The organism is Marivirga sp. (assembly GCF_035704835.1).
Taxonomy (GTDB): Bacteria; Bacteroidota; Bacteroidia; order Cytophagales; family Cyclobacteriaceae; genus Marivirga.
In genome coordinates this window covers 1-14,469 of record NZ_DASSWQ010000080.1, presented here as the reverse complement: position 1 = coordinate 14,469, position 14,469 = coordinate 1, and the positions used below count along the sequence as shown (strand labels likewise).

The following is a 14,469-nucleotide window of genomic DNA, read 5'->3' as shown; positions in this document are numbered from 1 at the left end:
AGGAAAAAATTAACTGAAATATGAAAACCACTCTGATTGTCAATGCAAATATAGTAAATGAAGGGCGAATTCAGCAGTTAGATGTGCTGATGAAAAACGGTCGCTTCGAAAAAATTGCTTCCAGCATCAATGCGGAGGAAGCTGATGAGGTTATAGATGCCGATGGAAAATATCTTTTTCCTGGCTTGATTGACGATCAGGTACATTTTCGGGAACCAGGCTTGACCCATAAAGCAAATATTTTCACCGAATCAAGAGCGGCAGTGGCAGGAGGAATAACTTCCTTTATGGAAATGCCCAATACCGTCCCCAATGCTTTGACTCAGGATTTGCTGGAAGACAAATATCAGATAGCTGCTAAAAATTCTATTGCTAATTACAGCTTTTTCATGGGAGCTAGCAATGACAATATAGAGGAGGTTTTAAAAACAGACCCAAGGAAAGTTTGTGGCGTAAAAGTTTTTATGGGTAGTTCTACCGGAAATATGTTGGTTGATAATGAAGAAACCCTCAATAATATTTTTTCAAAAGTCCCAATGCTAATTGCCACACATTGTGAGGATGAAGCCACTATTAGAGCCAATACAGAAAAATTCAAACAGGAGTATGGTGAAGATGTTCCAATTGAAATGCACCCATTTATTCGTTCTGAAGAAGCTTGCTATTTATCTTCTTCATTGGCAGTAAAGTTGGCAAAAAAACACGGTTCAAGACTTCATGTACTACATATTTCCACGGGAAAAGAAACCGAACTTTTTGATAATTCTATTCCATTGGAAAAGAAAAAAATTACTGCCGAGGCATGTATTCACCATCTATGGTTTTCTGATGCTGATTATAAGGAAAAAGGCACATTGATTAAATGGAATCCTGCAGTAAAAACGGCTCAGGATAGAGAAACTATTTTCCAAGCCATGCTGGACGATAAAATTGATGTAATTGCTACCGACCACGCACCTCATACTTTGGAGGAGAAACAAAATAAATATTTTTCAGCTCCATCGGGTGGCCCATTGGCGCAACATAGTCTTTTAGCCCTTTTGGATTTTTACAAACGAGGTAAAATCAGTTTGGAAAAAATAGCAGAGAAAGCATCTCATAATGTTGCGACTTTATTCAGAATAGAAGAAAGAGGCTTTATCCGTGAAGGCTATCATGCAGATTGCGTTTTGGTTGATCTGGAAAAGAAATATTCAGTGACTAAAGAAAATATTTTAGCCAAATGCGGCTGGTCTCCTTTTGAAGGGCATACTTTCCAATCTTCTATTGAAAGCACTTTCGTGAATGGGAGAAAAGTATATGACAATGGAAAAATAATTGAGTTAGGAGTAGGAGAGAGGATGTTGTTTAAGTCGGAAGGAATTTAAATGATTTGAATTAAGTTTTATTATATATAACTTGATAAGATGGAAAATGCAAAAATAGAAGATTTAAAGCAGGACTTGATTAGTTGGATATCATCTCAAAAAAATGATGTCATCCTAAGGCAAATCGAAGATATCAAAAAATATAGTGAGAAAGATTTTTGGGATAATCTTTCTGAAGTTGAGAAAGAGTCAATCAAATTAGGTAAAGTAGATGCTGGAAAAGGAAATTTAATTTCTCAATCTGAAGCTAAAAAGCAATATGAAAAATGGCTATAAAGTCCTTTGGACTGAAAAATCCTTAATTGAGTTGCAAGAGATTTGAAAAATAAGTGGCCTAAAAAAGTCACCGCTAATTTAAAAGAAGCCATTAATCTCACTATAAATCTGATTGAAGAAAACCCTAGAATATATCCCAAATCAGAGAAAGAAAATATCCATAGAGCGGTAATCCTAAAGAATAATAGTCTTTATTATGAAATTAATGAAGAACAAAATGTTGTAGTTATTTTGTCATTCTTCAATAATTATAAAAACCCTAATAAAAGGAAGCTTTGATTTATCGTTTTCCCATATCATTCTAATACAAAATATTCATGAAGAGAATCACAGTATTCTGCGGCTCAAGCGCAGGAAAAAACGAAAAATATAGTGAAGTAGCTTTTCTACTTGGAAAAATACTAGCTCAAAAAAATATAGCAGTAGTTTATGGAGGAGCTAAAATTGGTTTAATGGGTGCTGTGGCAGATGGCGCTTTGAGTGAAAAAGGTGAAGTAATTGGAGTTATTCCTGATTTTTTGCAAACCAAGGAAGTAGCCCATACCGAACTGTCTGAAATGATAGTGGTCAAATCTATGCATGAACGGAAACTTAAAATGCACGATCTGGCAGATGGATTTATTGCCTTGCCAGGTGGGTTTGGCACTATGGAAGAACTCTTTGAAATTTTGACCTGGGGTCAGTTGGGATTACATAAAAAGCCAGTCGGTTTATTGAATATGGAAAATTTCTATCAACCACTTTTGGATATGCTTTCTCAAATGACGGAGCAGAATTTCCTGAAAGATATTAATAGGGATATGCTTTTGAGTGATCATGATATTCATAAGCTATTAGCTAAAATGGAGCAATATCAAGCACCTGAAACGCCAAAGTGGATTAATAAATCGAGCACTTAAATTATGGTGATTATTACAATTATACCTTTTTAAATTAGTAGTTTGATTTATTTTTAATGAGGTGGTTAATTGTTAATGTAGTGTTAGAAGATAAATAAATTTCTTTATACTTTATTTCTAACATTTTCATTAGTTTTGAACAATAACTAAACGAACACCAAAACCATGAAATCAATCCTCCCCATCAAGCAAATCGCTTACTTCACTCTAAGTATTATCCTTTTTACTTCTTGTAGCAAAAAAGCAGAAGATTCAGCACAAGAGTCTGAATTGAGCTTTTCAGAAGAAATCGCAAAAGAAGTAAGTTTTGTTACCAATGGTGAAGTTCATTTTTATGATGAAGTTCAGGTAATTTTCAATAATCCTGTAATTGAAGAAAATGAAGTGGACAGCAGCCCATCTGATGTTTTTAGTTTTTCTCCTTCAGTGGATGGAAAAGCGAAATGGGTTAGTACTACGGTCCTAAAATTCATTCCTGAAGAGGATTTACCAATGAGGGAGAAAATTGAAGGTCAACTCAACCTACAAAAGCTTTCACCTTCTTTTGCAGAAAAAAAGCTAGATCAAATAGATTTTAATCTATCTGTAATTGGAAGAGAAATTAGTAGCCTCACAGGAAATATTGAGCTTGTTGATAGAAATAATCCTAAAAAAGTATTGTACAGTGGTGGCCTATCCTTCAACGAAAAAACTTCACTCGAAACGGTTGAAAAAGCGACCAGAGTACAAGGTGGTGACATAACATTAAGTTGGAGTCAGTTAGATAATAAAAATTTCAAATTTACATCCAGTCCTATCGATAGAAATGACACAGAACAAGAGTTCAGTTTTGTAATTGATAAAAAAGACTTAGATCTTTCAAATGGCTATACAGAAGTTTTCAAAATTGCGCCTATTACGCAAATGAAAATGACAAAATTGTCTGCTGATGAAAGCGGAAAAAAGCCTCGGCTACGTCTGACTTTTTCTGATGAGTTGGATATAGACCAAAATGTTTCTGGTTTAATTACAGTAACGCCTAGTGTAGAATTTTCTCCTAAAAAACTCGGGAAAGCAGTAATCCTTGACGGGGAATTTAAATTTGGAGAGCGTTATACTATTACCGTAGAAAAAGGAATTCGAAGTAACTGGGGAACAAAAACCGAAGCGAAAAAATCAGAAGAAATCAGTCTATCTAATATTCAACCTCAAATTGAATTTGGATCCAGTGGGATTTTATTGCCTTCCTCTAATGAAAGAAAAATTCAATTTTATACTACTAACCTAAAACGTGTTCACTTGGAGGTAAAAAAGGTCTTTTCAGATCAAGTGGGTCAGTTTCTTCAGGCTGAGCAGCTCAAGAGTGAGAAATCAAGAAACGAAGCATTTAATAATAATTATTCCAGCAATGTAGGGGTTATCATTAAAAATCAGACCATTGAACTAAAAGATAAAAAAAATGAATGGGTTTTGAATGAATTTGACCTCACCGATTTATTTTTCAATTATCAGGATGGAATATTTTTGTTGCGGATAAACTTTACGCCCTCTGATGTAAGTATTCCAATTGAGAACAATAAGTTGAATTACATTCAGGAAAAAGGACAAATCTATAAGCCTATTTTTGTAAGTGATTTAGGTATTACAATTAAAAAAACGGATGATGGTACTCATATTTTCGCTACCGATTTGGTAACAGCTCAACCACTTTCAGGAGTTGATATAAAATTACTTGATTACGATGGTGATGTAAGAAGCCGACTGACTACAGGCTCAGGTGGTCACGTTTCTACTGGTGATAGATACTTTTATTATGTATTAGCAGAAAATGGAAACCAAATTTCTGCACTCAAAAAAGATGAAATGCAGTGGAGCACCTCCGGATTTGATATTGGTGGAACATACACAAATCGAAACTCAACAAAAGCCTTTATTTATACTGAAAGAGGTGTTTATAGACCAGGAGATTCAATCCACGTTACTGCTATCGTTCGAAACTCCAATAACACTTTTCCAGAGAATAATGTAGCGTCAATTACCGTTCGCGATCCAGAATATAAAACGATACATGAAGCAAGCATTCCAAAGTCTAAAGATGGTGTGTTTGTATTTCCTGTTAAAACAGATGATAAAGCGCCTACTGGGAACTATTCAATTCGAATTAATGCGGGAGGATCCACATTCAGTGAAAATCTTAAAATCGAAACTGTTGTAGCCGAAAAGTTAAAAGTGATGGTAAATCCGGAGAAAAGAGTTTTTAGTTGGACTGATAATTCCCTGGATTTCGATATCGAATCACGTTATCTATTTGGTACTCCTGCTGCCAACCTTAAAACTGAAGTAAGTGTTGAAATTATTCCATGGGAAATCCAATTTTCAAAATATAAGGATTTCAACTTTAGTAGGGCAGATGGTGATTTTCAACCGCTTAGCCAGAATATTTTAAAGTCGAAACTTGATGAAGATGGTAAGTTAAGTAGTAGTTGGATAATTCCAGAACTGGGAACAATCCCTTCCGCCCTGAAAGCTAAGGTCATTGCCAAAGTATTTGAAACTGGCGGATTACCAAATGAAAACTATAATGTAGTAGAGCTTCATCGCTATCCTAATTATGTTGGATTGAAAGACCCTAGTGGCTATTACTATTACAAAACTGGAGAAGAGGTGAGATTCCCAGTCGTTCTTTTAGATGAAAAGGGTAATAAAATGAGTGGCAAAAATCTCCAATATAAGGTTTACAGAAATGATAGCAGATGGTGGTATCAATACAATAACAGAAGAAATTATCAGCTTAAATATAAAGAAGATAGCCAAACGTATTTGGAGACTGAGGGGAAAATTACTACAACAGATAAAATTGATTACATCAGTTTTCAGCCGCAGGAGCAGGGAGAATATTTGATAGAAGTAAGCGATGGTGGAAATGGCCATGTTAGTTCTTTGTTTTTTAGTGCCTATCGATATGGTAGCGTACCAGGAGGAGATCTCAACGAAGGTAACTTGGCCTTGAAATCTGATAAAGAGAAATACGCTCCATTTGAAGTCGCTAAAATTAAATTACCAAATCCAAAGGCGGGAAGAGTATTGGTCACTTTAGAACAAGGACGTGATATGTTAGATTGGTTTTGGATAGATCCTTCTAAACAATCATCAGATGAACTGGTAGTGGAAGTTGCGATTAAAAAAGATATGGTGCCTAATATTTATGCGACTGTATCTGTCATTCAACCACATGATCAGACCCTAAATGATAGACCGATTAGAATGTTCGGTATTATTCCGCTGATGATTGAAGATCCAGAAACAAAACTTGAGTACAATATTAAAATGGCTCAAGATTTAACTCCTAATGAAGATTTTGAAATCGAAATAAATACTTCAAATCGTGAAAAATCACAATTTACAATCGCAGTTGTAGATGAAGGTCTTTTGAGTCTTACTCAATTTAGAACTCCAAACCCGTGGGAATCATTCTATAAAAAAATAGGACTTCAAGTGGAAACCTATGATGTGTTTTCACATGTTATTAGCGCCAATAAAAATGATGTGTTTCAAACCTTTTCAATTGGCGGAGGAATAGCGATGGATTACAGAGAATCGCAAACCGATCTAAACGATAATACCAAACGATTTAAACCAGTCAGCATGTTTAAAGGACCTTTCATGACAGATGCTGAAGGAAAGGCTAAAGTTAAATTCCATATGCCAAATTATAATGGTGCCGTAAGAGTAATGGTAGTTGGCACGCAAAATGGTAGTTATGGGAATGCAGAAAAAACAGTTCCTGTTAAGTCAGATATTATTATGCAGCCGACTATTCCTAGGATTTTAAAACCAGGGGACCAGTTTACACTTCCAGTTGCCTTATTTAAAGTAAACCCAAATGTAAAAACTGCAAAATTCGATTTGAAAATAGATGGACCTTTGGAGGTAATTGGTGATGCTAGTAAAACGGTTGATTTTAGCAATCAGGATGAATCACATATTAAATTTACAGTCAAAGTAAAGGAAGCAGTTGGCAAAGCTAAAATTACCTTATTAGGCACTTCTGGTAGTATAAAAGTTGAAAATGAAACGGATATTGCCATCACTCCTGCTGCAAGTAGGGTTTATGACAAAACAACCGAAACCATCGCACTTGGGAATTCAATAAACATGACGGTTCCATCAGCGGGCTTAGAAGGTACTAATTATGCCACTTTGGATATTAACATTTTCCCTAATATGGATTTTGACCATCGTTTAAAATGGTTGATTCGTTATCCTTATGGATGCATTGAGCAAACCGTTTCATCTGTTTTTCCTCAATTATATTTAAAGAAAATGGGTTATTTCCCTGACAGTGAAAATAGCGAAATTGATAACAATATAAACGAGGGGATTAACCGCTTGCAGCAATTTTTGCTAAGTGATGGGAGCTTTTCTTACTGGCCAGGAAACAGTAAGGCATCTGAATGGGGTACTAATTATGCAAGTCATTATTTGGTTGAAGCTAAAAATTTAGGGTACTCCGTTCCAGATTATCTATATGAAAGCGCAATCAACGGGCTAAATCAGCAATCGAATCGTAGAAGAGGTGAATTAAGCACAAGAGTGAATCGAGTCTTTATTTTAAGCCTTGCGAAGAAAAGACCCATTTCCGAAATGAATTTACTGATGGAAAATGAACTTTCTAAAATGAATAATGCGGAAAGATGGATGTTGGCAGCCGCATATCATCTTTTGGGTGTGGAAAATATTAAGGAAAAGATAATTTCAGCTGCAGGAACAGAAACTGAAGAATATAAGCCTTTCTCCTATAATTTTGGTTCAGAAAGTCGTGATGATGCTATTATTTTGTATTGTGCCACTTTGATGGAGGATATGGAAACAGCAGAGCTAATGGCGAAAAAAGTAGCTAAAACCTTATCTTCAAAGGAATATCTAAGTACTCAAAGCTCAGGATACATGCTATTGGCACTTGGAAAATACTTTGATAAGGCAAATATAGATTTTAGTGGTGGTCAAGTTATCAATGGCGAAATTCAGTTCGCAGATGGTAGTAAGGTGGAGTTTAGTGAAAATGGAAGATTTACGATCCCTATTAAAAACAATTTCAATCAAAATATTGGCATTAAACTCAAAGATGATTCCAATATGGATAAAGTTTATGCTACGCTTTCATGGAATGGAGTTCCATTAAAAGATGAGTCACCAGCTGAAGAAAAAAATCTTGCGTTGGAGGTATCGTATTTTGATGATAATGGTAGAACAATTAATCCTCAAACTACAAAACAAGGGCAAACTTTTTATGCGCGCTTTAGTGTGAAAAATACTTCTCCAGCGAGTAGAGCTTCTGAAATTGCGTTGGTGCAGATTTTACCTTCAGGCTGGCAAATTGACAATACAAGACTGAAAGAATCAGTCGCACCTGAATGGATGAATCAATGGAATATCAATAAGGAAGATTATGTCGATATTCGAGATGACAGAGCCATGTGGTTTTTTGATTTGGAAGGAAACACTGAATATGATTTTGTATTGAAATTGAATGCAGTTTCAGCAGGTGAATATCAGCTTCCTGCTACACTTGTGGAGGCGATGTATAACCCTGATTATAAAGCCAAAAATACAAGCAGGAAGGTATATGTCGAAGCCATGGACTAAATTTAAAGTTTGGCAATGGATATTGATTTTCTTCATATCCATTGCTATTCTATATTTTTCTATTCCTCCTGAAAAGCCCTACTTTCAGGTTGATTATAGCACTGTTGTAAAATCGGATGAGGGAAGTCTTTTACATGTTTTCCTCAATGAGAATGAGCAATGGTTTCTTCCTCCTGATACAAGCGCCATATCAAGGAAACTAGAGGCAGCCGTACTTTTGTATGAAGACCAAAATTTTCACTCACATTTTGGAATTGATATTGGAGCCATTTTTCGAGCGGCTTATCAAAATCTAAAAGCGGGTCGAATTGTTAGTGGTGCAAGCACTTTACCCATGCAAGTGGCAAGATTAAGATACCAAAATGATAGAAACCTTTTTTACAAAGTACTTGAAGCCTTTGAGGCTGTCAAAATTGATTTCCATTTTTCTAAGGAAGAAATTTTGCGAATGTATTTGCAACACGCTCCCTACGGAGGGAATGTAATTGGCTATCAAACTGCAGCGCATAAATTTTTCGGTAAACAAATAAATTCTTTAACCTGGAGCGAAGCTGCCACTTTAGCTGTTTTGCCAAATTCACCAGGCTTAATTTATCCTTCTAAAACTAATGATGGATTGAGAAGAAAAAAGAATGCACTATTGGAAAAGCTTTTTAAAAATGATTATATAAATGCTATTACCTATGATTTGAGTGTTTTAGAACCTGTGCCAGATAAATTTATCACTTTTGAAAGTTCGGCTCCTCATGCTGCTTCATTTTTAAAGAATGAATATCCAGCTCAAAAAACATTTCACACCACCATCAACAAAAGTATTCAAGATAAAGCCAATTACATAGCTCAAAAATATGAAGCACTTTTTGCGGCAGATGGCATTAGAAGTCTTTCCTTTTTAATAGCCGATACAAAGACGGGTGAAATTAAAGCCTATGTGGGATCGCCAGATTTTTATAACCAATCACATAAAGGTCAAGTTGATGGAGTGATGGCTCATCGCTCAAGTGGCAGTATTCTCAAGCCTTTTTTATATGCTTTAAGTATGGATGAAGGCTTGATTCTTCCGGAAACCTTTATTCGAGATTTACCGACCTATTTTGATGGTTTTTCACCCAATAATGCAAGTGAAGATTTTTTAGGAGTGGTAACTGCAAAAGAGGCTTTAGTGAAATCCTTGAATATCCCTGCCGTTCGATTATTAAATGCTTACGGATTATTTCAATTTTATAGTTTTTTGAAAGAAGCAGGAGTTAGAAATCTGTTTCGTTCTGCGGATGAATATGGTTTGCCATTAATTTTGGGTGGGGCAGAAGTCAGTCTTTGGGATATGGTGAAACTCTATCGAGGACTAGCCAGTGAAGGAGAGTTTTCGGATAATATTATTTTGAAAAATACAGATACCAAACAAAGCAGAGGCGCGCAGTTGATAAGTAATGGAAGTGCACATCTTACCCTAGAAATTTTAAAAGATTTGAAGCGACCAGGAAGCGAGTTTTTCTGGCAGAAGTTTAGTAATGCGAGAGATTTTGCCTGGAAGACAGGCACCAGTTATGGTCATAAGGATGCATGGGCTGTTGGATTAAATCCAGACTATACGATTGCGGTTTGGGTGGGGAATTTCGATGGAGAAAGTAATAAAAACTTAAGCGGTGCTCATTCTGCAGGCCCTATTCTTTTTGATTTGCTAGAGGCACTTCCAACCCGCTCAAAAGAATGGTTTTCCTTCAATGAAATGGACTTTCGGGAAATGAAAATTTGCACTATATCTGGTTTTAGAGCTTCTGATGACTGCCCTGAAACAGAGGTGACGAATGCTCCTTATGCTATGAAATCAATGAAAAGTTGCGAGTATCATCAAACCAAATTCCTCAATAGTCAGCTCGATTTGCAAACCTGCTCAGCTTGTTGGAATGGATTAGGTGCTATTCCCACTAAATTATTAGAATATCCACCAGATATAGCCTATTATTTAAGAAGAAAAGGAGCTTTTATAGAATCTATCCCCCCTCATAATCCTGAATGTCACCGGTACAGAGCCGAAGAAAGTAGTAAAATTATTTATCCAAATATGGATGCTAAATTATTTCTGCCGGTTGATTTTAATGGTGAGTTGCAAGAAGTGATTTGCAAAGTAGGTCATACCTCTTCTGTAAAAAAAGTCTACTGGTATTTAAATGAGGTTTTTTTAGGTGAAACTGAAAGACAACATAAAATGGCTGTTCATTTTAATTCCGGATGGAATGAGCTCAAAATCGTGGATGATTTAGGAGGTGAGGATTCTCAAAGGGTATTTGCCGTGCTCAATAAGTAATTACACCAATTGCTATCAGAATACTGATATTCTATTTTAAAATTTTTAGGAAGATACCGAATTTTATCGTTTTAAGGTAACAATGCCCCACCTTTGCATTTTGATTGAATAGGGTAATACTAGCTTTTAACAAAACCATATAATGATGAAAAAGAGAATTTTTGCAACCGCTATAATGTCACTTTGTGCTGTAATTTTATTTGCTCAACAACAGCAAAAAGTCGCAACGAACTACAGTGATGAAGATAATCAGACATTCGTAAGAGCCAACTTAGATATAACTAAGGTTCAGCAAGAAGCTGAGAAAGAAGTAACTAAAATTATTGAAGATAATGGACTGAAAGTGGATAGGTTTAATGATATTGTGGCTATTCAGCAAGGTAAATCAGACGAGGAGGCTAGTCCTGAAGAATTAAAGTCTTTTAATGCCGCTGCCCAAAAAATCATGACTACTAATCAGCAAACTCAGATGAAAATGGTTGCAAAGATGGAATAGCATGATATAAGTCAGGAAAGATATTCGAAAATAATGATGGCCTATCAGCAGGATGAGGACTTTAAAGAAAAAGTAGATGCTATTGTAGAATCCATTAAAAAAGAATGAAAAACGATTAGATTTTAAAATCAAAAAGCCATTCATTAGCTGATGAATGGCTCTTTTTTTAATATTTCTATAAAATTACAATGTGATACTTAATTTTAATTTCTGACCTGGATCTAGAGCTACCTCATTTTCCTGAGTTACTACTTCTAAGAAATTACCATCAGCATCAAATGAAGCTACTATTAAATCATAATTACCTGATGGCAAAAATGATAAGTTAAAATTTCCTTCAACATCAATATTTGAATTTGTAATCGCATTTGCAAATACTACTTCATCTGCATTTGGCTCCATTTCACCTTCATTATATGCTCCGCTTTCATAAGCGTAAATCACTAAATTTCTATCTAAATTTCCAGTAACAGCCCCTTCAATTGAACCTACGTTAGCATCTTCTAGCAATCTAAGCGTTGGCTTTAGAATATAGCGACCTGATGCGCCTGCTTTCACAACAGATTTTCTAACATCAAAATCAATGATGATAGAAGTTACACCTCCATCTGGAATAGTAAAATCACCCACTACTTTGTAGCCTGATTGAGTTCCACTAGGAACCGTGATTTCTTCAACTGAATCATCGTTAAATTTAATGTAATGAGGAAATTCACCTTCTGCTGAACTTATGGAAGAAGCTAATCCTAATCTTATTTGGTCATACAAACCACTTACTAATTCTCTTTCATCCAAAAAGAAGGTTTCACCTCCTTGAAGCTCCAATAAATTAATGGCTTCTGGACTTTCAAATTCCTTTACGGTAGTCCAGCCTTCTGGTCCAAATACTTCTACTTTTGAAATGCTTATTACAACCTCAGCAACGTTTTCACCCTCTAAAGGACCGTCCGTTAAATAAAAGGATGCACGACCATTTCCACTTTCAATACTATCACAGCCGTAAAAAAATACTAATGCCGCTAATCCAAAGATTTTCCACAAATGTTTCATAATTCTTGCCTGTTTTGATTTCAAATTTATAAACGAAAGTTGAATAAAATATTTCGCTTATCGAATATAATTTGATGTTTATCGACACAAGTGTAAGATTTGTGGAAAAATAATACAAAATATATTTTTCTTATTTTGTTTACTTTGCTAAGGCTTTAACAATTCTCTCTTCTTGAATTACTACGTCTTTCATTAATAAATTGTGTGGGAATTCTTTGTGCTTTTTCGAATCTTTAAAAGCGTCTAAAATATTAAATAAACTTTTAGCCTTTATTAAAGATAAATTTAATTCATATTCTAAGTTACACTCAGAAACAAAGTCATCGCTAAATTCTGGAGCAATCAGTAAAGATTTTATAATGGTATAATCATTTTTTTCAGCCAGTTTGACATATGATTTAAGTTGTCTAGAAACAGTACTAAATTTATTAAAACCCTTATCTTTTGATGTCTTACATTCGACTAAAATTAATTGTTTGTTTCCAAGATTTAATAAGATATCAATTTTATCCTTATTGGTATTCAGTTCTTTTTTAAGTTTTTCGTCTACATTAAATTTTAATTCCTCGAAAATCTTCTTCGTCAAATCCTCAAATTGAAGTCCGATATCGGCTTCTTTAACATTTATTCCATTTTCTTTTATTTTATTAATATCTCTGTAAGCAAAGTGCTCATAATTTTCTAGTGATAAATTCTCTGCATCTTTATAGGATTCAAGAATATTTAAAATAGTATTTCCTCTTGTTTTAATGTCTAATTTATCACAGAATTTCTTTAATTCATCTGTATCAATTACTTCCAAAACGTCCCGAGGTTTAATATTGAAATCTAAAAGATATTCGCTATTTAAAACATAATTATCTTGTAATTCAAATTCATTTTTTAGTAAGTCATTTGATTTAGGTAAGTTGGAATTTAAATCATTTAATAATTGATCATAACCTTCTAATGAAATTCCTACTCTTTCATCTCTTTCAATTTCGTCAAAATATTCAATAATATTTTGAACTTTTTCTTCAATAGTACTGCCCTTTAAACTCTTACTGGTGTTTAAACCATTTTCGAATAAATCATTTAAGAAGACCTTTTTTTCCGAAAGTTTTGTGCCATCCTTATAAATATCCGTTGTCAAAAGTGCCGAAAAGGGTATTCCTTCTTTTATTATTTTTTTTATTTTCTGGTCCAAACTAATATTTTGCCATTCTATATTGTGTTTTCTGCAAGCCAAATTAATTTGAGGGTCTTTTAATGATTTTAATACCCTTCTAAAATATTTGTCAGCTACATCCTTTTTTCTTACTTTTCTTAAGTTTCTTATAATTTCGTCAGCTACATATACCGTATTAGACTTTTTAGAAAAGAAAATAACACCAATATTTTTTAATTCATTGATGATATTTTCAATGTTTTGTTTTTCGATTGGTAATACCATATAGTTTATCAAACGAACTTCCTCCTGAGACAATTCTAATTTGCTAGCTAGTGTGAGCAAAATTGATAATTCATCCTGCGTTACTTTTTTGTCAAGATTATTCTCCTTATCATTATTATAGGCAGTTTCTAAACAAGCTTTGTAGATTTGGTAATCTCTTTCTCTAAAGTCATCTATTGAGTTATTTTCTTTATCTATAGATGATTTTAAGTCTTTGATTTTAGTTTTGAGTGATTTTATTTCAATTTCATAAAGGCGAGCAAGCCAATCACTTTTCATAATGCAATTACCATCTCTTATGATAATATCTATAAGTACATCTAACTGAGAAGTAGTGTCTTTAAACTCAAATTCAACATATTTTTCAAATTCAATTTCTATCAACTTAAAAACTTTTGCGATGTTTATGTTGTCGATATTCTTTAATTCTCTATCGCTCTCACTAAGTATTTTATCAATATCTTTTCTATTTACAGGGTTTTCTGATATGATTGCATCTATGATCTTAAGAAAGGAATTTTTTTTCGAATGAATTTAATTGGTCTAATACTTTTTCTAATTTCATGAGTGTATTATTAATTCAATAATCGATCTATATAAAATATTAATAAAAACTTAGAATATAAGTATTTAATTATTAGTACTGATTATTATTTTAGATGTAATTGATATTTAAGATTTAGTAACTATAAAAAGATAGATAGTCTTTCCAATCGTCAAAAGAATTCCTTTCAGATATTCTTAGTAGGTAAAATCTACTTTTGGGATTAACTTTACCTTATACTCAAAATCGAATTTTTTGTATCTTGGATTATGTACTAAAATTTTACCTTTTTCTTCCGGTAATTCTAATTTAAAAGTCCCATCCTTTTTCGGTGGCTATTTCGGTCAGACCATGCCAGTGATTTCGGTCAAATGGTGCCACTGTAAAAGATGATGCAAAGTAGTAAAAATTAATTATTCATTCTTCAAAATTCCTTTTCTTAGTGACTCTCCTTTTAGATCAATTCTGTGAG

At 34.0% G+C, this 14,469-nt stretch carries 9 protein-coding genes; 7 read left to right on the top strand and 2 right to left on the bottom strand.

Annotated elements, in window-relative coordinates; translation table 11 throughout:
• Window positions 1–20: 20 nt before the first annotated feature.
• The 7 genes from VFM92_RS14080 to VFM92_RS14050 all read left to right on the top strand — a co-directional run bounded on the left by VFM92_RS14080 (window position 21) and on the right by VFM92_RS14050 (window position 10,971).
• Window positions 21–1,367, top strand: a complete 1,347-nt coding sequence (locus VFM92_RS14080; protein ID WP_325122868.1) for a dihydroorotase — start codon at window positions 21–23, stop codon at window positions 1,365–1,367.
• Between the two features lie 39 nt (window positions 1,368–1,406).
• Entirely contained in the window at window positions 1,407–1,643 is a 237-nt protein-coding gene (locus VFM92_RS14075) for a hypothetical protein (RefSeq protein ID WP_325122867.1), read from the top strand.
• 42 nt (window positions 1,644–1,685) lie between these two features.
• On the top strand, window positions 1,686–1,922 hold the full coding sequence (locus VFM92_RS14070; RefSeq protein WP_325122866.1) for a hypothetical protein: 237 nt from the start codon (window positions 1,686–1,688) through the stop codon (window positions 1,920–1,922).
• Between the two features lie 38 nt (window positions 1,923–1,960).
• Complete coding sequence (locus tag VFM92_RS14065) at window positions 1,961–2,542, top strand: TIGR00730 family Rossman fold protein (RefSeq protein WP_325122865.1); 582 nt, start codon at window positions 1,961–1,963, stop codon at window positions 2,540–2,542.
• Window positions 2,543–2,707: 165 nt separating this feature from the next.
• Complete coding sequence (locus VFM92_RS14060; RefSeq protein ID WP_325122864.1) at window positions 2,708–8,167, top strand: alpha-2-macroglobulin family protein; 5,460 nt, start codon at window positions 2,708–2,710, stop codon at window positions 8,165–8,167.
• Window positions 8,148–10,475, top strand: a complete 2,328-nt coding sequence (gene pbpC, locus VFM92_RS14055) for a penicillin-binding protein 1C (RefSeq protein WP_325122863.1) — start codon at window positions 8,148–8,150, stop codon at window positions 10,473–10,475. The genes VFM92_RS14060 and pbpC overlap by 20 nt, the downstream gene beginning before the upstream one ends.
• A gap of 145 nt (window positions 10,476–10,620) precedes the next feature.
• The gene (locus VFM92_RS14050) at window positions 10,621–10,971 is read left to right on the top strand and encodes a DUF4168 domain-containing protein (RefSeq protein WP_325122862.1); all 351 of its coding nucleotides are present in this window, start codon (window positions 10,621–10,623) and stop codon (window positions 10,969–10,971) included.
• Between the two features lie 183 nt (window positions 10,972–11,154).
• Here the strand turns inward: VFM92_RS14050 and VFM92_RS14045 are convergent, their stop codons facing one another.
• Both VFM92_RS14045 and VFM92_RS14040 read right to left on the bottom strand, forming a co-directional pair.
• Window positions 11,155–12,021 carry a DUF4382 domain-containing protein gene (locus VFM92_RS14045; RefSeq protein ID WP_325122861.1) on the bottom strand — a complete coding sequence of 289 codons (867 nt, stop codon included), beginning with the start codon at window positions 12,019–12,021 and terminating at the stop codon, window positions 11,155–11,157.
• 139 nt (window positions 12,022–12,160) lie between these two features.
• Window positions 12,161–13,837, bottom strand: coding sequence for a hypothetical protein (locus VFM92_RS14040; RefSeq protein ID WP_325122860.1), 1,677 nt, complete (start codon window positions 13,835–13,837; stop codon window positions 12,161–12,163).
• Window positions 13,838–14,469 lie beyond the last annotated feature (632 nt).

Coding starts and splice junctions, on each gene's coding strand:
- VFM92_RS14080 (WP_325122868.1), top strand. CDS start 21: ATGAAAACCACTCTGATTGTCAATGCAAATATAGTAAATGAAGGGCGA.
- VFM92_RS14075 (WP_325122867.1), top strand. CDS start 1,407: ATGGAAAATGCAAAAATAGAAGATTTAAAGCAGGACTTGATTAGTTGG.
- VFM92_RS14065 (WP_325122865.1), top strand. CDS start 1,961: ATGAAGAGAATCACAGTATTCTGCGGCTCAAGCGCAGGAAAAAACGAA.
- VFM92_RS14060 (WP_325122864.1), top strand. CDS start 2,708: ATGAAATCAATCCTCCCCATCAAGCAAATCGCTTACTTCACTCTAAGT.
- pbpC (WP_325122863.1), top strand. CDS start 8,148: ATGTCGAAGCCATGGACTAAATTTAAAGTTTGGCAATGGATATTGATT.
- VFM92_RS14050 (WP_325122862.1), top strand. CDS start 10,621: ATGAAAAAGAGAATTTTTGCAACCGCTATAATGTCACTTTGTGCTGTA.
- VFM92_RS14045 (WP_325122861.1), bottom strand. CDS start 12,021: ATGAAACATTTGTGGAAAATCTTTGGATTAGCGGCATTAGTATTTTTT.